Origin of the sequence: Alloalcanivorax xenomutans (assembly GCF_032810065.1) — a bacterium.
Classification (GTDB): Bacteria; Pseudomonadota; Gammaproteobacteria; order Pseudomonadales; family Alcanivoracaceae; genus Alloalcanivorax; species Alloalcanivorax xenomutans.
In genome coordinates this window covers 2,410,793-2,429,412 of record NZ_CP136538.1, presented here as the reverse complement: position 1 = coordinate 2,429,412, position 18,620 = coordinate 2,410,793, and the positions used below count along the sequence as shown (strand labels likewise).

The following is an 18,620-nucleotide window of genomic DNA, read 5'->3' as shown; positions in this document are numbered from 1 at the left end:
GGAGCTTGATTCCCTTCCGTGAGTGCGACCATGACACAACAATACAGCGCCCCGCCGGGGCCGGAATGGCTGCAACAGGGCTTGGCGCGCCGCCGTTTTCTCCAATGGACGCTGGCCGCCAGTGCCGTGATGGCGGGTGTCGCCGCGGGCGGATTTTTCTGGTTGCGCCGCTCCCCCCTGGACCAGCGGCGGATACCGGATTGGGCCGGCGAACTGAGTGCTCGGGAATTTCTGCTGTTCGATCGTTGCCGGCGGGTGCTATTGCCCACCGAAGGGCGGGATCTGCCGGATACCGAAACCGTGCCGGTGGTGGCCAACGTGCAGCGCACACTGTCGTTGCTGGCGCCGGCACCGCGCCAGCAACTGTCGCAGGGACTGGGATTGTTCGATAACGCCGCGGTGTTCCGCCATGGCCGCCGCTTTGTCGATCTCGACGACGAAACGGCGCGGGATTATTTCGATCGTTGGGGGCGGGGTCTGGTGTTGCAACGGACCCTGGCCACAGTGATCAAGCAACTGGTGTACAGCGCTTATTGGCGCGACGAACGTACCTGGCCGGCTCTGGAATTCGACGGTCCGGTTTCGGATCGCTGGGGATTGGCATATCTGGGGAACGCGCCGATGCCGGAGGAGCAGGGGAATGTACAGACGGGAGTGCCGGAATGACAACGGCACTTTGGCGGGACTCCGGTCTGGCGGTAACCCAGGCGAAGGACATCCATGAGCCGCGATTGAATTTGCAGGCGGATGTGGTGGTGGTCGGCTCCGGCGCCGGCGGTGCCGTGGTGGCCTATGAACTGGCACGGCGCGGCAAACGGGTACTGGTGCTGGAAGCGGGGCCCTATGTGCCGTCGCGGGATTTCAGCGAACGCTTCCCGGAGGCCATGGAGCAGCTTTATCAGGACCACGGAGGACAGACCAATCGCAGTGGCGATCTGCTGATCCTGCAGGGGGCCTGTGTCGGCGGCTCCACCGTGGTCAATGCGGGCGTCTGTTTCCGTACTCCAGACTTCATTCTGCGCGACTGGCGGCGGGATTTCGGACTCACCGGTCTCACCAGCGACAGCATGAGGCCCTATTTCGAGCGGGTGGAAAAACACCTGGGCGTGCATGAAAACGGTGAACATGAGATTGCCGCCCATGCCCGTCTGATCCAGACCGGTGCCGACAAGCTGGGCTGGTCGGTGAAGCCGTTCCAGCGCAATATCCGCGATTGCGCGCTCACCGGGCACTGCCTGTCCGGCTGCAAGACCGAGCGCAAGCAATCCATGTTGGTCAGTTATCTGCCCTGGGCGGTGGCCCACGGCGCGCGCATTTTCTCCGACACTCGCGTCACCGGAATTCTCTCCGATAATGGTCGCGCCACCGGCGTCCGTGCCCAGATCACCGGCATCGATGGTGAACCGGTGGCAGAGATGACGGTGATGGCGCCACGGGTGGTGCTGGCCGCCGGGGCGGTACAAACGCCGCTATTGTTGCTGCGCAGCGAATTGGCCAATGGCTCCGATCAGGTCGGGCGTCACTTCGCCTGCCATCCGTCGCTGTACGTCAGCGCCCGTTATCCGCAACCGGTGCACGCCTGGCGCGGTGCCATGCTCGGGGTCTACGTGGACCAATTCATGGCCCCGGAGGACGGCGGTTTCGTGCTTGAGGACGGTGGTGCCGGGATCGTGGAACTGTCGATGACGGCGGAGCCGGGCACCGGCGCGCCGTTCATGGATTTCATGGGAGAGGCCCGTTATCTGGCCGGGCTGGTGACCCTGATTCACGATCACAATGTGGGCCGGGTGCACTGGGACGGGGACAATAAGGTCATCGATTACCAACTGGACGATATTGACTTCCCGTCCATGAAGAAGGCGCTGAAAGCCGCGGCACGCCTGCATCTGGCCGCCGGGGCGGAGCAGGTCCATGTGCCCACCAGTGAACCGCTGATAATACGTCGGGAAACGGACATCGATCCGATGGTGGAGGGCCTGGAGAACCAGCCGCACCATCTGCGCATGGTCAGCTATCATCCCCAGGGCAGTTGCCGCATGGGCGCGGATCCTGCCACCAGCGTAGTGGCGGAAAGTGGAGAAACCCATGAAGTGTCCGGGCTCTACATCGCCGATGCCAGCCTGCTTCCGACCTCGATCATCGTCAATCCGCAGATCACGGTTTACGCTCTGGCGACCCGCATCGCCGAGGCTATTGCTGCATCAGCCTGACGCGGTGCACGGTGCCGGGCACCTTGTAGTCGAGAACGTCCTGTTCCCGGAGCATGCACACGCCATGTTGGGGGTTGAGGCGGCACCAGCGGGTCTGGTCGCCGCCACCGGGCACCACGCTGAAACGGGTGGCGTAACCGCTTTCCTCATTCAGGCCCACCCACAGCTGGTTGAAACGCCAGCCGCATAAAGGGTCATCGAAGCGGTCCAGATAGACCGTCATGCGATAATTCAATCCTTGCGGTTCCAACGGCACATCGGTGCCCACCTGACGCAGGGGACACTCCGGTTTGCTGGGCACATACAAGGCTTCCACCCGCACCTCGCTGGCCGGCAGCGCCGGTTCGATATCCAAGAGATAGAACCAGGTCTGGGCGGGGGCGGTGTTCAATTTCGGAGTATGGGGGGCAACGGTGACACAGGCGCCGAGCAGGGCGCTCAGTGTCAGCGGCAGGATGATGCGGAGGCCGGAACGAACGGTGGAGGAAGCGGCGCTTTCCATGGCTTTCCCTGTGCGATGATCGTGACAACGCGGTGACGTAAAGATCTTGAATGGGCTGTTAGGCTATCATTGCCATTCGCGGCTGTCGCGCCGCAAATCCACACAGGAGAAACCATGACTGACGCGAACACACGTCCGCTGCGGGACGCTTTTGGTTACCTTTGCCCCCTGGATACCCGTTGGTCCGACAACGATCTGTACGGCCATGTCAATAACGTCACCTACTACAGCTACTTCGATTCCACCATCAACCGCTACCTGATCGAGCAGGGCGGTCTGGATATTCATCAGGGTGATGTGATCGCCTATGTGGTCAGCTCCGGCTGTGAGTATTTCGAGGCGGCGGCTTATCCGGAGTCCTTGGCGGTGGGCATGCGCGTGGACAAGTTGGGTAACAGCTCGGTGCGTTATGGCCTGGCGGTGTTCGGCGCCGAGGGCGCGGCCAAGGCCCTGGGCCATGTGGTGCATGTGTTCGTCAATCGTGAAAGCGGCCGCCCCGTGCCGATTCCGGAACCGCTGCGTAAAGCGCTGGAAAAGCTGGCGTAAGAGACTGGACGGGAAGGGGCTGGGGGCCTCTTGCCAAGGAAGGAGAGCCGGGGGGCAGCGTCCCAGGACACGGGAGAAGCACGGTCCTGGGACGCTACCCCCCGGCTCTCCACGAGCTCTGAAATCGTTCGCTTCGAATCACCCCCGGCTACGAAACCGCTGTGGGAAGAGGCCCGGGCGGCGCTCCGTTTGGCAGCGAAGGGACGTGAAGGTAGGCCAGCGTGTCGCACAATGAACGGACTGATCCGCAATTATGGGGCAAGCGGAGGTTCACGGACCGGGTTTGATTATGCCCGACGGGATAAGGATGTGACGTTGATGAGAGCGAGAAAGCTGGGAAGCGCGTTGTTCAAGCTGCTGTTCGCGCTGGTGTGCGCGGCGTTGGTGGTTCATCAAACGTGGGAATGGATTGAACTGTCGCGTCACGGACGGCAGGTGACGGGCACGGTGATGGACTATCGGCTGTGGACGCACGGACGATTCGAAAGATACGAAAGTCACCGGCACACTATCGAGTACGCGGGCCACGAAAAGCAGTTCGATTTACCTGAACCACTGGCCGAGGGAACACCGGTGACAGTGCTTTATTCGGTCAGGGAACCGGACGTGGCCAGGGCAAGAACGGCGACAGCGCCGGCGCCGCTGTGGCGTTACATATTGCACAGCGATGACGATGGGGGCTGGGTGATCTTGTTGTTCGTCGGCATGGCCTTGGCGGGCGGGTACTGGGGAACGCGGGAGCTGCTGTCGCTGCGGCGGCGCTGAGCGTCCGCGAATGACCTGGTATCACGGCAAGGCGGAAGAGAACCACAGTTCGGCGATGACGTAATACTCCTGCCCGAATGGCAGATCCTTCAGTAAAAAGCCCACTTCCGGCTCCTGGCCGGGAAACCGTTCCGGCGGGTCGGGCCGCTGCATATCATCCTCGTAAATAAACCGTACCGGTGTGTCGAAACCGTCCAGAAAGCGTAATCGGGCGCGCAGGGCAAAGCCCTTTCCGGTATCAAACCATAGGGTGTTGTTCCGTGGCACTGTGCTGCCACGCATGGCCTGCTCCGCGTCATTGAGTACGCCGTCCACCACCGCTTCCCGCGCGCCGGTCCAACTGGTACGCAGGCGCGCCCCTTGCAGCCGATAGCCATCCACCGTGATCCGGGCGCTGGGTTCGCGCAACACGGTGGCGGCCACGGCCGGCAGGGTAAAGCGGCTGTGTACCACCACGCTGTCGGCGCCGACGATGAAATAGTTATGCACGGTGAGCACACGCAATCCCGCTACCCGTACCCGGGTGGTGGCGTATACCAGCGTCGCCAGCGGGCCGGTGATGACCTGCCGGATCACCGGGTCCAGGTTGTCGTTGTCCAGAGTGACCCGCGCGTTACGTAACAACAGGCCAGCGCTGAGTCTCAACTTCAGGCCATCCAGTAAGGTGCCTTCACCGTTCCAGCCTTGATAAGTGAAATCACCCCAGCGGAACAGATTGTCGTCAACAAAGGAGAGCCGGAAGCGGTCGCCCCTGATCGCCAAGGGTGCGCGTTCGAGCGTGGCCGCCGGAGCGAAAGTGGCGCGGGGCCGGGCTCGCAGAACATAGAAAACGCCGTCGCCGTGGGCAATGGGCAGCGTGGCAAGCACCTCCGCCGGCAAGGGCATGGGATGAACCTCTCCGGCGTCCCCGGAGCGCAACAGCAAACGGTCTCCGGCGGCGACCCGGTCTACCGGAATATCCCGGCGCGCGTCATGATCTTCCTGGAAATAGGGTTGATGGCCCAGGGTCCAGGGCAGCCACTGATGCCGCACTTCATGAAAAGCGCCGTCCCGGTAGTGGACCAGCATCAACTGATCCCGGGCCGCTCCAATCAGTGGACTGTGTTCATCGATGGGTAGAGTAAGCAGGGCGGCGTGGGCGGGAAGGGAGAAAAGAAATAACAGCAGGCAAGCCAGCCCGCGCCGCCCGCATTGCCCACATAAAAACAGCAACGCGGACGGCGTGGAGGCTGGCAACGGCTTATTCCGCCAGTTCCGGCCGGTTGGCGAAATGCGCCAGCGCATCCGGATTGGCCAGGGCGTTGCGGTTGCGGACTTCGCGTCCATGGACGATGTCCCTGACCGCCAGTTCCACGATCTTGCCACTGACCGTGCGGGGAATCTCCGGCACTTCCAGGATCACCGCCGGCACATGGCGCGGGCTGGCGCCGTCGCGAATGGTCTGGCGAAGAGTTTGTTTGAGATCGTCATCCAGGACCGCGTCCCCGGCCATCACCACGAACAGCACCACGCGCACATCGCCCTGCCATTGCTGGCCGATCACCACCGCCTCGCGAATCTGTGGCAGGGTTTCCACCTGGCGGTAGATCTCGGCGGTGCCGATGCGTACGCCGCCGGGGTTGAGCACGGCGTCGGAGCGGCCATGGATGATCAGGCCGTCGTGACCTTCGTGGGCAACGGTTTCGGCATAGTCGCCATGGGCCCAGATGTCCATGCCAAGGGAGGCGAAACGCTCGAAGTAAGCATCCTGGAAACGCTGGCCGTCCGGGTCGTTCCAGAACGCCACCGGACAGCATGGGAACGGTGTGCGGCACACCAGCTCGCCTTTTTCTCCGCTGACCGCCTGGCCGTCGTCGTCGAACACCGCCACATCCATGCCCAGCCCCAGACACTGCAGTTCACCGCGATAGACCGGCAGCATGGGGTTGCCGAGCGCGAAGGTGGAGATGATGTCGGTGCCGCCGGAAATCGAGCTGACCAGCAAATCCGGTTTCACTTTCTGGTAGAGGAAATCATAACTTTCGTGAAGTAACGGAGAGCCGGTGGAATACAGTACCCGCAAGGTTTCCAGACTATGGCTCTTGATCGGTTCAATGCCGGCCTTTTCCACCGCCTGCACGAATTTGGCGCTGGTGCCGAAGTGGGTGACGCCCTCGGTGTCGATCAGATCGAACAGCCGGGAAGCGTCCGGGTAGGCCGGGTTACCGTCGTACAACACCAGGGTGGCGCCGCTCTGCAGACCGCCCACCAGCCAGTTCCACATCATCCAGCCGCAGGTGGTGAAGTAGAACAATACGTCATCGGCGCCCAGGTCGCCGTGCAGCCGGTGCTCCTTGGCGTGCTGGATCAGCGTGCCGCCGGCGCCATGGACGATGCACTTGGGGGCGCCGGTGGTGCCGGAGGAATAGAGAATGTACAGCGGATGGTCAAAGGGCAGGGCGGCAAATGCCGGCGCCGGCCCGGCGGCGTCCAGCCACTCACTCCAGGGCAGGGCCGCATGCACATTGCTGGCCTTGCCGCGGCCGGGAATCACCACCAGCAATTCCGGTTTCAGTTGTTCGCGCAGGGTTTGCAGGCGCTCGCCCAGGTCGATCCACTTGCCGTTGTACTGATAGCCGTCGCAGGCGAACAGCACCTTCGGTTCGATCTGGCCGAAACGGTCGAGCACGCCCTGGACGCCGAAATCCGGAGAGCAGGACGACCAGATCGCGCCAATCCAGGCGGCACCGAGCGCGGCGATGATGGTCTCGATGCGGTTGGGCATATAGCCGGCCACCCGGTCGCCGGGACGCACGCCAGCATCGTGCAACTGAGCCGCCACCTGGCCGGCGGCCACGCGCAATTCGCTGTAGCTGATTTGGTGCCGCTGGCCGGCCTCGTCCACGCTGATCAGAGCGGTGTGATCGTCATGACGGGGCAACAGATTTTCCGCTGCATTCAGGCGGGCCTGGGGAAACCAGCGGTGGTCACGGAAGCGTTCGGCCCGCTCCAGCACCTCGGCGCCTTTTTCGCCTTGCAGTGCGGAGAAGTCCCAAACCAGATTCCAGAACGCTTCCGGTTCGTTCACCGACCATTGGTGCAGGGCCCGATAGTCCGGCAGGGGCAGGCCGGACAGGGCACGGGCTTGCTGCCAGAAACGGTTCAGCGCACTGTGTTGCAGGCGCTGTTGATCCGGTTGCCAAAGCGGTTGTTGATCAAGGGTTGTCATTCTTGCTCCACTTCAAACTCCACCAGCAGGGTGCCCTCGCTGACACTATCACCGGCGCCCACGTTGAAACCATGAACGATGCCGTTGCCGCCGGCGCGCAGGGTGTGCTCCATCTTCATGGCTTCCAGTGTAATCACCGCGTCACCGGCGGCAACGCGGTCACCGGGGTTCACATGCAGGGCGACGATGGTGCCGCTCATGGGGGCGGTGAAATCGCCGTGTCCGGCATCGTGCCCGCTTTCCCGCGCCGGATGCAGGTCTACCGCATAGTCCTGACCGGCCACGAACAACCACAACCGTTCTCCTTGGTCGACGAAGCGTCCGGAAAAGGTCATATCGCCAATGGCCACATCGTCAACGAGTGTGCCGCCATCGATGCCGAGATGGAAGCGCCCGCCATCGATGCCGAGATGGAAGCGCCCGCCATCGATGCCGAGATGGAAGCGCCCGCCATCGCTGTGGAACTGGAAGGGCAGAGGGACGCCGTTCACGCTGGCCTGATTGTCCTCAAGGATCACGATCAGATTCTCGTCCAGCACTTTGAGCGGCACCAGAGTCTGGCGCCGGCCTAACGGCCGCCAGCCGTTCAAGGCCTGCCAGGGATCGCTGCCGGTTGCCGGCCGTTGTACCACCAGCGCCGCGGCGGCCACCGCCAGAGCCGGTACCGGCACGCTCACCGGTTCCAGCAGATGCGGATGTTTTTCCAGCAGGCGGGTGTCCAGCTCCGCCTGGCTGAACGGCTCGCTGCTCAGCACCCGGTGCAGAAAGGCACCGTTATGGTGAATGCCTCCGAGCATCAGGTTTTCCAGGCCGAGCACCAGACGGCGGCGGGCCTGTTCCCGGTCGGCACCGTGGCAGATCAGCTTGGCGATCATCGGATCATAGTGATCACTGACCGTGTCGCCGGCCTCGAAGCCGGCGTCCACCCGCACGCCTTCCGGCCACACCAGGGGCTGCAGAGTGCCGGAAGAAGGCAGGAAATGCTGATAGGGGTTTTCCGCGTAGAGACGCACTTCCATGGCGGCACCGTGCCGCTGGATCTGGTCCTGGCGTTTCGGCAGCGCGCGCCCTTCGGCCACGGCGATCTGCCAGGCCACCAGATCCTCGCCGGTGATCATCTCGGTAACCGGATGCTCCACTTGCAAGCGGGTGTTCATCTCCATGAAGAAGAACTCGCCGTTGGGCGCCAACAGAAATTCCACGGTGCCGGCGCCGACATAGTCGATGGCGCGGGCGGCCTGCACCGCCGCTTCGCCGAGCCGTTCACGCAGCGCCTCGTCCAGCCCCGGGGCGGGAGCCTCCTCGATGATTTTCTGGTGACGGCGCTGTACCGAGCAGTCCCGCTCGAACAGATGCACGGCGTTGCCGTGTTGGTCGGCGAACACCTGCACTTCCACGTGACGGGCGGTGGGCAGGTAGCGTTCCAGCAGCACCCGGTCGTCGCCGAAGGCGCCGCTGGCCTCGCGGCGAGCGGAGGCCAGCGCTTCGTCGAAGCGATCCGCGCTTTCCACCACGCGCATGCCTTTGCCGCCGCCGCCGGCCACCGCTTTGATCAGCAATGGGAAACCGACCCGTTCCGCTTCGCTCGCCAGAGTGGCATCGTCGGCGCTTTCCTGATCGAATCCGGGCAGCACCGGCACTTTGTTTTCACTCATTAACTGCCGGGCGGCGGCCTTGTCACCCATCACCCGGATGGCGTTGGCGCCGGGGCCGATGAAGATCAGGCCGGCCTCGTCGCAGGCGGCGGCGAACCCGGTGTTCTCCGACAAAAAGCCGTAACCGGGGTGCACCGCCTGGGCGCCGGTGGCGCGGGCGGCGTCGATCACCTTGCCGATATCCAGATAACTGTCCCGGGCCGGCGCCGGCCCGAGACAAACGGACTGATCCGCTTCACGGACATGGGGCAGCTCGGCGTCGGCTTCGGAATAGACCGCCACGGTACGGATACCTTGTTCGCGACAGGTTCGGATAATGCGGCGGGCGATCTCTCCGCGGTTGGCGATCAGCAGTGTGGTGATGTTGGTCATTCTTATATCAGCCCTTTCATGGATCTCTTTATGACACTCCCGGGATTCGACAACCCCCGGGGTTCCGTGGTCACCAACGAATCAGGAGGCGCTCCAGGCCGGCGCGCGTTTTTCGAGGAAGGCGGCGAGCCCTTCCTGGCCCTCGTCTCCGGTGCGCAGGCGGGCGATCAGTTCGGCGGTGTAACCGATCAAGTCCTCGGCCAGTGGCTGCTCGTCGCTGCGCCGTACCAGATCGCGGGCCTCCAGCTGAGCTCCCGGAGCACCTTTCAAGAGGGCGTCAACCAATGCCTCCACGGTGGTATCGAGCTGATCCTCGGCCACCACTTCATGGACGATGCCCAGTTCCCTGGCGCGCGGCGCGGCGATTACTTCGGCGGTCATGAAGTAGCGGCGTGCCTGACGGGGGCCCAGCGCGCGTACCACATAAGGGGCGATTACCGCGGGCAGAATGCCGAGCTTGACCTCGCTCAGACAGAAGCGCGCGTTGTCCGCCGCCACCGCCATATCGGCGGCGCAAATCAATCCCAGCGCGCCACCGAAGGCCGCGCCCTGGACCCGGGCTATGACCGGCTTGCCGGCCTGATCGATGCGCGCCATCAGCGCCGCCAGCCTTAACGCATCGCGCTGATTCTCTTCATGGTCCAGTTGGCCCATGGCTCGCATCCAATTGAGATCGGCGCCGGCGGAGAAGTGTTTGCCGGCGGCATCGAGCACGATGACTCGGGCCTGGTCGTCGGCACCGGCCCGGTCGAAAGCGTCGATCAGGGACTCGATGACGGTGTTGTCGAAAGCGTTGCTTTTTTCCGGCCGGTTCAGGGTGATGCGGGCCACCGGCGCTTGCAGGGTCAGTTCTACACTCATGATTACATCCGGAATACGCCGTAGCGGGTGTCTTCAATGGGAGCGTTGAGGCTGGCGGACAGCGCCAGCCCCAACACGTCGCGGGTGTCCACCGGGTCGATGACGCCGTCGTCCCAGAGCCGGGCGCTGGCGTACCAGGGCGTGGCCATGGACTCATATTGAGCGGTCATCTCTTCCTGGAAGGCTTGCGCCTGTTCCTCGCTCCAGCTCTCGCCTTTCTTTTTCAGCGAAGCCACCTTGACCTGTGTAAGCACGCTGGCGGCCTGTTCGCCGCCCATCACCGAGATGCGGGCATTGGGCCACATGAACATGAAGCGTGGGTCGTAGGCACGGCCGCACATGCCGTAGTTGCCGGCGCCGAAACTGCCGCCGGTGATCACGGTGAATTTCGGTACCCGGGCGCAAGCCACCGCATTGACCATCTTGGCGCCGTGCTTGGCGATTCCTTCCGCTTCGTATTTCTTGCCGACCATGAAGCCGGTGATGTTCTGCAGAAACAACAACGGAATCTTGCGTTGGTTGCACAGCTCGACGAAGTGAGCGCCTTTCAGCGCTGACTCGGAATAGAGCACGCCATCGTTGGCGAGAATGCCCACCGGTATGCCATGAATACGGGCGAAGCCGGTGACCAGAGTGGTGCCGTAGCTGGCCTTGAACTCGTCCAGTTCGGAACCGTCGACGATGCGCGCGATCAACTCCCGTGCCGGCATCGGCGAGCGGGTGGTGGGCGGGATCAGTCCGTAGAGTTCCTGGGGATCATAGGCCGGCGCGCGGCTTTCGCGAATGTCGAGTTGCTCCGGTTTGCGCCAGTTGAGCCGGGCAATGCAACGCCGCGCCAGATCCAGCGCGTGGGGTTCGTCCTCGGCCAGGTGATCGGCGACGCCGGATTGCTCGGCGTGCAGCGCGGCGCCGCCCAGCTCCTCGGCGCTCACTACCTCGCCGGTGGCGGCCTTGACCAGCGGCGGGCCGGCCAGAAACACGGTGGAATGATTACGCACCATGATCACTTCGTCGGCCATGGCCGGCACATAGGCGCCGCCGGCGGTGCAGGAACCCAGCACCACGCTGATTTGCGGGATGCCGCTGGCGGACATGTTGGCCATGTTGAAGAAGATGCGGCCGAAGTGATCCCGGTCCGGGAACACCTCATCCTGGCGCGGCAGATTGGCGCCGCCGGAATCCACCAGATAGACGCAGGGCAAGCGGTTTTCCGCGGCAATGGCCTGACAGCGCAGGTGCTTCTTCACCGTCAGCGGATAATAGCTACCCCCTTTCACGGTGGGATCGTTGGCGACGATCATGCATTCCACGCCGCTGATACGGCCGATGCCGCCAACACAGCCGGCGGCGGGAACGTCCTCACCGGGGTAAACCCCGTCGGCGGCCAGCGCGGACAGCTCCAGGAAGGGGGAACCGGGGTCCAGCAAGTACTGGATGCGTTCCCGCACCGGCAGCTTGCCTCTTTCCCGTAATCGAGTCTCCGCCGCTTCACCGCCGCCGTGGGCGATGTGCGCGAGCTTTTCCCGCAACTCCCCGCGCAGCTTCAGATTGTGCTCGCGGTATTGGTCAAACTCCGGCGCGCTCTTATTAAGATGACTGATGATTTTGGGCATATGCGATCCTCGGAAGAATCGCGGCTGGTGAGCCGCTCCGGCGGTAAAAGAACAGTGTGGGAGCGGGCGGCCGCGATATCAGGCGCTCTCGTTGAACAATTCCCGGCCGATCAACATGCGGCGGATTTCGCTGGTGCCGGCGCCGATTTCATAAAGCTTGGCATCGCGCAGCAAACGACCGGTGGGGTATTCATTGATATAGCCATTGCCGCCGAGACACTGAATGGCGTCGAGAGCCATCTTGGTGGCGTTCTCCGCGCAATACAAAATGACACCGGCGGCGTCCTTGCGGGTGGTCTGGCCGGCATCGCAGCAACGGGCCACCTGATAAAGATAGGCGCGGCTGGCATTGAGGGTGACGTACATGTCGGCGAGTTTGCCCTGCATCAACTGGAATTCGCCGATGGCCTTGCCGAACTGCTTGCGTTCATGCACGTAGGGTACCACCACATCCAGACAGGCCTGCATGATGCCGGTGGAACCGCCGGAGAGCACGGTGCGCTCATAATCCAGGCCGCTCATCAAAACGCGAACGCCTTCGTTCAGTTTGCCGAGGATGTTCTCCTCCGGCACTTCGCAGTTCTCGAACACCAGCTCGCAGGTATTGGAGCCGCGCATGCCCAGCTTGTCGAGCTTCTGTGCGCGTGAGAAACCGGGGAAATCCCGTTCCACCAGGAAAGCGGTGATGCCGCGCGGTCCGGCGTTGATATCGGTTTTGGCGTAGATCACATAGGTGTTGGCGTCCGGCCCGTTGGTGATCCACATCTTGTTGCCGTTGAGGACGTAACGGTCACCTTTCTTCTCCGCGCGCAGGCTCATGCTCACCACGTCGGAGCCGGCGCCGGGCTCGCTCATGGCGAGGGCGCCAATATGCTCACCGCTCACCAGCTTGGGCAGGTATTTGGCTTTTTGCGCTTCGTTACCATTGAGAAAAATCTGGTTCACGCAGAGATTGGAATGGGCACCGTAGGACAGGCCAATGGACGCGGAGGCGCGGGAAATCTCTTCCATCACCAGGGTATGGGCCAGATAACCCAGGCCGGCACCGCCATACTCCTCGGAAACAGTGATGCCAAGCACACCGAGATCACCGAGTTTTTTCCATAGTTCATTGGGGAACAGATTGTCGCTGTCCACCTGGGCGGCAATGGGCGCGATTTCGCGCCGGGCAAAGGCGCGCACGCTGTCGCGCAGGGCATTCAGGGTTTCGTCGAAGTGAAAGTCCAATCCACCGTCAAACATTATTGTTCTCCAATTGCATCATGGCCTCACGGGCCCGTTGTTCAGCCTCATCCATTTCCTGCTGCATGGCCTGGATGTCCTTGAGTTGCTGCTCGAGCATGGCCCGCTTTTCGGCGATTTTGTCGAGCAGGGCCTGTAATTGATGGCGGTTGTCCCCGGCGGGGATGTACAGCTGGATCAGCTCGCGGGACTCGGCCAGGGACAACCCCAGACGCTTCCCGCGCAAAATCAGTTTGAGCGCGACGCGGTCGGAAGGTAGATAGATCCGGGTCTGACCGCGCCGTTGTGGGTGCAGCAGGCCCTGATCCTCATAAAAGCGGATGGTGCGCGTGGTGATCTGGAATTCGCGGGCCAACTCGCCGATGCTGTAGGTCTTTTGTGTTGTCATGGTGGCAGCATAGGGGAAGTTTACGTAAACGTAAAGATGCTGTGAGTGCCTGATGGCGAACCTTCTTTGACGCGCGCGTCATTACGGTTGAATTTAATGACGGCAAGGCCTAACTTACGCCTGATCCGTATGTCGGCAGAATGACGGTGATATACAGAAAAGATCGCAAGGTCCTCAAGCGAGTGGATTACGGGGCCGCCAAGAACTCCCTGATGGGGGTGTTGGCGGCCCTTCTGGTTTATGCCCTGGTGACGGCCTGGGGCGGGGTATACCGGGCCCACGAACTGGAAACATTGATCGCCGGCGGCGCTGTGGTGTTGGTCACGGCCTTCCGATTGTGGCTGATCGCCCGGTTCGACGCTCTGTACGGCGCCGGTCCGGCGCGCTGGCGCAAGCTGTTCGGCGCCGGGCTGATTCTGCACGCCCTGGTCTGGGGCGTGATGCCGGTGTGGCTGCTGTGGCGCACCGGCGCCGGCTTCAACTTCTTCGTGGTTATTCTCTATAACGTTGGTGTCACCACCGCCCTGGGCAGTTCCTGGATGGCGGGATTGCGCGTGCGCCAGCTCTATATCGTGCTGATGTTCGTGCCGATCCTGCTCGGACTGTTTTTCTATGGCGGCATGAAAGAGTGGCTGCTGGTGGTCCTGGTCGGTGCCTACACCTTCTATTTATTCCGTCTTTACCGGGGCCAGTATGAACTGTTCTGGCACGCGGTGACCCGTGAACGGCGCGGCGAACAGCATGACCGGCGGCGGGATCATCATGCCGGTACCGACATCCAATTGAGTCTGGTCTACCGCCTGGCCCATGAGCTGCGCACACCGATGAACTCGGTGATGGGCATGATGTCGCTGCTGGAAGAAACCAAACTTTCCGGTGAGCAGCGTGAATATCTGCAAGCGGCGGGGCAGAGCGGAAAACTGATGCTGGCGCTGATCGACGACGTGCTGGATTACTCCCGTATCCTCACCGGCCGCATCGTGCTCAGCCCGGACTATTTCGATCTGCGTGGCACCCTGGAACAGGCATTGGAAGCGTTCGGTCCCATGGCGCAGAGCAAGGGGCTGGAATTGTCCGCGGTAGTGGATCGCATGCTGCCCCGGCGGGTCCGTGGCGACCGTGACCGTTTCATGCAGGTGCTGACCAATCTGCTCAGTAACGCGGTGAAGTTCAGCGACAAAGGCGAGATCCGCCTGGACGTGGATTTCACCGAAGAAAGCGACAATGAAGGGGTGCTGCGCGTCAGAGTCAGCGACCAGGGCAGAGGCATGGATACCGATACGCTGCGCACCCTGTTCCAGGATCACTTCCTGGACGGCGCCCAGGACGCCTTCGCCGCCAAGCACATCGGTTTCGGTTTGCTGGTATGCAAGGGGCTCACCGAGGCCATGGGCGGCTCTATTGGGGCGGAAAGCGTGGAAGGCGAGGGCGCCACTTTCTGGTTCACGGTTCGCCTTGGCATGCAGACCAACATGAATGAGCCGCAGAAACTGCTGAGCGCCATGGACGGTTTGCAGGCGCTGGTGGTGGGTAGCGCGGGCGGTGCGCTGGCCGGTTTGCAGGAAGAATTCGAGGCACTCGGCTGCCAGTGTCAGGGTGCCCGGGATTATGACCATGCGTTGCAGGCGTTACGGGCCGGACAGCGCGAACAATCCGAGTTCCATTTGTTACTGGTGGACACCCGGGAACGGCAGGAACTGGCCCTGAACTTGTGCCACAACGTGCTGGTGGATCCGGCCCTGAGACCGGTCAAACTGATTCTGATGTGCACCATCGAGGAACGGGCCCAGCCAGCGATCCAGCGTCTGGTGGAGCGCCACGGCCTGGTGGTGCTGGTGAAGCCGGTGCATCGCAGCGTGCTGCGCGGGGCTCTGGAGCGTCTGCTGGGAGTGCCAAGGGCGGTGCCGGTACGGGATCTGCCGCTGGAAAACGCGGAAGCTCTGGAGCGCCGCAGACATTTCCGATTGCTGTTGGTGGAAGACAACGAGGTCAACCAACTGGTCACCAAGGGCATGCTGGCGAAGCTGGGATATCAGGTAAAGACCTTCAGCAACGCACCGGCGGCGTTGTCCTTGTTGCAACGCGAGACCTATGACCTGGTGTTGATGGATTGCATGTTGCCGGGCATGGACGGGTTCGAGGCGACCAGGGTGATGCGCGAAAGTGAACGCCAGGAAGGCCGTCCGCGCACGCCGATCATCGCGATTACCGCCAACACCGCCGAGGGCGTTCAGGCCCGCTGTCTTGCCGCTGGAATGGATGACTTTCTCGCCAAACCGGTGCATCTTGAAGAGATGGAAACGGTATTGCGCCGCTGGCTGCCGCTGGGATCGGCGAGCGACGATCATGAAGAAGGCGAAGGAGAATAATAATGACCCGACGTGCTCTGGTGCTGGGCGCCACCGGGCTGGTGGGCCGGCACTGTCTGAGGCTGCTGCTGGGCTGCAAGGCCTATGATGAAGTGCGGGTGCTGACCCGGCGTGAGGTGGAGGTGGAACACCCCCGCCTGCGGGAAAAAGTCATTGATCCGGAGCAGTTGGAGCAGGAAGGCGATTTCTTCAAGGTGGACGACGTGTTCTGCTGTTTGGGCACCACAATGAAAGAGGCCGGCTCCCGGGAAGCCTTTGAACATGTGGACCATGAATTGGTGGTGCGCTGCGGGCACATGGCCAAGCAAGCCGGTGTGCAGCGTTTCATGGTGGTATCCACGGTCAACGCCAATGCCCGCTCCTCGTTTTTCTATGCGCGGGTAAAAGGGCGCATGGAACAGGATCTGGAGGCGCTTGGCCTGCCGCTGCTGGCCTTGATTCAGCCGTCCTTGCTGCGTGGCTATCGGCGGGAGAAGCGGCTGGCGGAAGACGTGGGCAACCTGATTTCCCGGCTGCTGGAACCGGTGACCCGCTGGACCGACGCGCATTGGTTGCCGGTGCCGGCGGAACGGGTGGCGCAGGCCATGGTGGGCATGGCCCTGATGGGGCCGGACACCGGCGTCTACCGGGTGCGGTACCGGGATTTTCAGGTGTTCGCCGGTAAATTCCAGGGCCAGTTCCCGGCTTTGGCCTGACCTTACAGTGGCGGGAAATTAAGGTAAAACACGCGCGGCTTCGGCCGCGCGTCTCGTCTTGTTAATTGTTGATTCGCCCGCTGGTGGTTCCGCCGCCGCGGGCCTGACAAGGAGTGAATATGACGTTCGTAACCTGCGATCTGTGTGACGAGCATGCCGACAAAGTGTCCGTGGTCACCGGGCTCAACTGGTTCAGCTACGGTGGCCGCCAGGCGTTTGGCGGCGAGATCGTAACGGTAAAGTGTTTCGAGGATAACTCCCGTGTGAAGGAGCATCTGGCCACCGACGGTAAAGGCAAGGTGCTGGTGGTGGACGGCGGCGGCAGCCTGCGCAATGCCCTGATCGGCGACATGATCGCTGAAAACGCGGTGAGCAATGGCTGGGAAGGCGTGATCATTTACGGCGCCTGCCGTGACGTGCGGGAACTGGCCAAACTGGACCTCGGCGTGGTCACCCTGGGGTGTGTGCCGATCAAATCGGTGCGCCGCGGTGAAGGTCAGTTGAACATCGATGTTACCTTCGGCGGCGTTACTTTCCGTCCTGGTGATTTCGTCTACGCCGACGCCAATGGCGTGATCAGTTCCACCGAAGCACTGCTGTGAATTGAGACCGCCCAGGGGGGGAGGTCGTCTTTATCAAGGGAATGAAATCATGTGGAAAACAATGAAAGTAACGGACTACATGAAATGGGGTCCGCTTACGCTGGATCCGGGTGTCACCCTGTTCGATGCCATGGGGCTGCTGTTGGAAAATCGTATTTCCGGGGCGCCGGTGGTGGAGCGGGGGAGGCTGGTGGGGATGTTCTCTGAATCCGATTGTTTGCGCGGCATGCTCGAAGCCCGTTACCACGGTATCGATATCGGTGTGGTGGCGGATTATATGAGCCGTGAATTACAGGTGCTGCCGGCCCAGACCACGGTATTGGAGGCGATGGAAGTTTTCCTGCGCCATCATCGGCGCCGTCTCCCGGTGGTGGAGAACGGAAAACTCGTAGGACAAATCAGCCGGCACGATATTCTGCGTGCCATGATGGAGATGGCCGCGGAGAACGGCATCGTGTCGGAAGCGTGATGACCGGTTAACCGGACCCGCGAGCGCGGGTCCGGTTAACACCGGAAGGCGATTACGGCAGCAGGTGGCTTACCGCGTCGCGCTCTTCGGCCAGTTCCTGCTCGGTGGCCTGCATCTTGGCTTTGGAGAACTCGTTGTTTTCCAGGCCCTGGACGATGCTCCAGTCGCCATCCTTGCAGGTGCAGGGGAAGGAGTAGATCAGGCCTTCCTGGATACCATAGGAACCGTCGCTGTAGATCCCCATGGAAACCCAGTCGCCTTCATCGGTGCCCAGCGCCCAGGAGCGCATGTGGTCGATGGCGGCGTTGGCGGCGGAAGCGGCGGAGGAAGCACCCCGGGCCTTGATGATGGCGGCGCCACGCTGCTGCACGGTGGGGATGTAGTCCGCTTCGTACCAGTCCTGCTCGATCTGATCGATGGCCACTTTACCGTCCACTTCGCAGTGATGCAGATCCGGGTACTGGGTGGAGGAGTGGTTGCCCCAGATGGTCATCTTCTTCACGTCGTTGACGGTCTTGCCCAGTTTGTTGGCCAGCTGCGCCATGGCACGGTTGTGGTCCAGACGGGTCATGGCGGTGAACTGACGCGGGTCGATGTCCGGCGCGTTACGCTGGGCGATCAGAGCGTTGGTGTTGGCCGGGTTACCCACCACCAGCACTTTGATACCTTTGCTGGCGTTGTCGTTGATGGCTTTGCCTTGGGCGGAGAAGATCGCCGCGTTGGCTTCCAGCAGGTCCTTACGCTCCATGCCCGGGCCACGGGGACGGGCACCTACCAGCAGGGCGTAGTCGGCGTCCTTGAAGGCCACATTGGCGTCGTCGGTTTGCACGATACCGGCCACCAGCGGGAAGGCGCAGTCTTCCAGTTCCATCACCACCCCTTTCAGGGCTTCCAGAGCGGGGGTGATTTCCAGCAGTTGCAGGATTACCGGCTGATCCTTGCCGAGCATGTCGCCGGAAGCGATGCGGAACAGCAGGGAGTAGCTGATTTGGCCAGCGGCGCCAGTCACCGCCACGCGTACAGGTGCTTTCATGAAGGTCTCCTAGATCGTGGGGAGATGAAGTCGGCGCGCATTATAGAGGACCGCGCCGCCAAGCGCACGGACGGAAGGAAAAGAGGGAGG

Annotated in this window: 17 protein-coding genes; 8 read left to right on the top strand and 9 right to left on the bottom strand. The window is 62.3% G+C overall.

Annotation, left to right across the window (positions count from 1 at the left end; all coding sequences use genetic code 11):
• The first annotated feature begins 30 nt into the window (after positions 1-30).
• On the top strand, positions 31-666 hold the full coding sequence (locus tag RYH70_RS11270; protein WP_026949229.1) for a gluconate 2-dehydrogenase subunit 3 family protein: 636 nt from the start codon (positions 31-33) through the stop codon (positions 664-666).
• On the top strand, positions 663-2,210 hold the full coding sequence (locus tag RYH70_RS11265) for a GMC family oxidoreductase (protein ID WP_317009133.1): 1,548 nt from the start codon (positions 663-665) through the stop codon (positions 2,208-2,210). The genes RYH70_RS11270 and RYH70_RS11265 overlap by 4 nt, the downstream gene beginning before the upstream one ends.
• On the opposite strand, the gene RYH70_RS11260 is transcribed toward RYH70_RS11265, so the two are convergent.
• Positions 2,191-2,712: a hypothetical protein gene (locus tag RYH70_RS11260; protein ID WP_022994244.1), complete on the bottom strand. Its 522-nt coding sequence runs from the start codon at positions 2,710-2,712 to the stop codon at positions 2,191-2,193. The two genes, RYH70_RS11265 and RYH70_RS11260, sit on opposite strands and share 20 nt — an antisense overlap.
• 114 nt (positions 2,713-2,826) lie before the next feature.
• Between RYH70_RS11260 and RYH70_RS11255 the strand changes: the two genes are divergently transcribed.
• The gene (locus RYH70_RS11255) at positions 2,827-3,258 is read left to right on the top strand and encodes an acyl-CoA thioesterase (RefSeq protein WP_022994243.1); all 432 of its coding nucleotides are present in this window, start codon (positions 2,827-2,829) and stop codon (positions 3,256-3,258) included.
• Between the two features lie 231 nt (positions 3,259-3,489).
• Positions 3,490-4,023 (top strand): DUF3592 domain-containing protein, encoded by a 534-nt coding sequence (locus RYH70_RS11250; protein WP_317009132.1) that lies wholly within the window; start codon positions 3,490-3,492, stop codon positions 4,021-4,023.
• Positions 4,024-4,044: 21 nt separating this feature from the next.
• Here the strand turns inward: RYH70_RS11250 and RYH70_RS11245 are convergent, their stop codons facing one another.
• The 7 genes from RYH70_RS11245 to RYH70_RS11215 all read right to left on the bottom strand — a co-directional run bounded on the left by RYH70_RS11245 (position 4,045) and on the right by RYH70_RS11215 (position 13,362).
• Positions 4,045-5,259: a hypothetical protein gene (locus tag RYH70_RS11245; RefSeq protein WP_317009131.1), complete on the bottom strand. Its 1,215-nt coding sequence runs from the start codon at positions 5,257-5,259 to the stop codon at positions 4,045-4,047.
• Positions 5,260-5,263: 4 nt separating this feature from the next.
• Complete coding sequence (locus RYH70_RS11240; RefSeq protein WP_163127699.1) at positions 5,264-7,231, bottom strand: acetoacetate--CoA ligase; 1,968 nt, start codon at positions 7,229-7,231, stop codon at positions 5,264-5,266.
• Positions 7,228-9,258, bottom strand: a complete 2,031-nt coding sequence (locus tag RYH70_RS11235; protein ID WP_317009130.1) for an ATP-binding protein — start codon at positions 9,256-9,258, stop codon at positions 7,228-7,230. Before RYH70_RS11235 ends, RYH70_RS11240 begins: the two co-directional genes overlap by 4 nt.
• A gap of 81 nt (positions 9,259-9,339) precedes the next feature.
• On the bottom strand, positions 9,340-10,119 hold the full coding sequence (locus RYH70_RS11230; RefSeq protein WP_080531021.1) for an enoyl-CoA hydratase/isomerase family protein: 780 nt from the start codon (positions 10,117-10,119) through the stop codon (positions 9,340-9,342).
• A gap of 2 nt (positions 10,120-10,121) precedes the next feature.
• Positions 10,122-11,732: a carboxyl transferase domain-containing protein gene (locus RYH70_RS11225; protein WP_022994237.1), complete on the bottom strand. Its 1,611-nt coding sequence runs from the start codon at positions 11,730-11,732 to the stop codon at positions 10,122-10,124.
• A gap of 78 nt (positions 11,733-11,810) precedes the next feature.
• Entirely contained in the window at positions 11,811-12,974 is a 1,164-nt protein-coding gene (locus RYH70_RS11220; protein WP_022994236.1) for an isovaleryl-CoA dehydrogenase, read from the bottom strand.
• A complete protein-coding gene (locus RYH70_RS11215) occupies positions 12,967-13,362 on the bottom strand; it encodes a MerR family transcriptional regulator (RefSeq protein ID WP_022994235.1) in 396 nt (131 codons plus the stop codon). The genes RYH70_RS11220 and RYH70_RS11215 overlap by 8 nt, the downstream gene beginning before the upstream one ends.
• Before the next feature lie 140 nt (positions 13,363-13,502).
• Here RYH70_RS11215 and RYH70_RS11210 point away from each other — a divergent pair, with 140 nt between their 5' ends.
• The 4 genes from RYH70_RS11210 (at position 13,503) to RYH70_RS11195 (ending at position 17,497) form a co-directional block, all read left to right on the top strand.
• Positions 13,503-15,731: a response regulator gene (locus tag RYH70_RS11210; protein WP_316308085.1), complete on the top strand. Its 2,229-nt coding sequence runs from the start codon at positions 13,503-13,505 to the stop codon at positions 15,729-15,731.
• A 2-nt stretch (positions 15,732-15,733) separates the two neighbouring features.
• The gene (locus RYH70_RS11205) at positions 15,734-16,426 is read left to right on the top strand and encodes an NAD(P)H-binding protein (protein ID WP_022994233.1); all 693 of its coding nucleotides are present in this window, start codon (positions 15,734-15,736) and stop codon (positions 16,424-16,426) included.
• A gap of 119 nt (positions 16,427-16,545) precedes the next feature.
• Positions 16,546-17,028: a ribonuclease E activity regulator RraA gene (gene rraA / locus RYH70_RS11200; RefSeq protein ID WP_022994232.1), complete on the top strand. Its 483-nt coding sequence runs from the start codon at positions 16,546-16,548 to the stop codon at positions 17,026-17,028.
• Positions 17,029-17,089: 61 nt separating this feature from the next.
• The gene (locus RYH70_RS11195; protein ID WP_233925740.1) at positions 17,090-17,497 is read left to right on the top strand and encodes a CBS domain-containing protein; all 408 of its coding nucleotides are present in this window, start codon (positions 17,090-17,092) and stop codon (positions 17,495-17,497) included.
• A gap of 52 nt (positions 17,498-17,549) precedes the next feature.
• Here RYH70_RS11195 and RYH70_RS11190 read toward each other — a convergent pair whose 3' ends face one another.
• Positions 17,550-18,530, bottom strand: a complete 981-nt coding sequence (locus RYH70_RS11190; RefSeq protein ID WP_022994230.1) for a malate dehydrogenase — start codon at positions 18,528-18,530, stop codon at positions 17,550-17,552.
• Between the last annotated feature and the right edge of the window lie 90 nt (positions 18,531-18,620).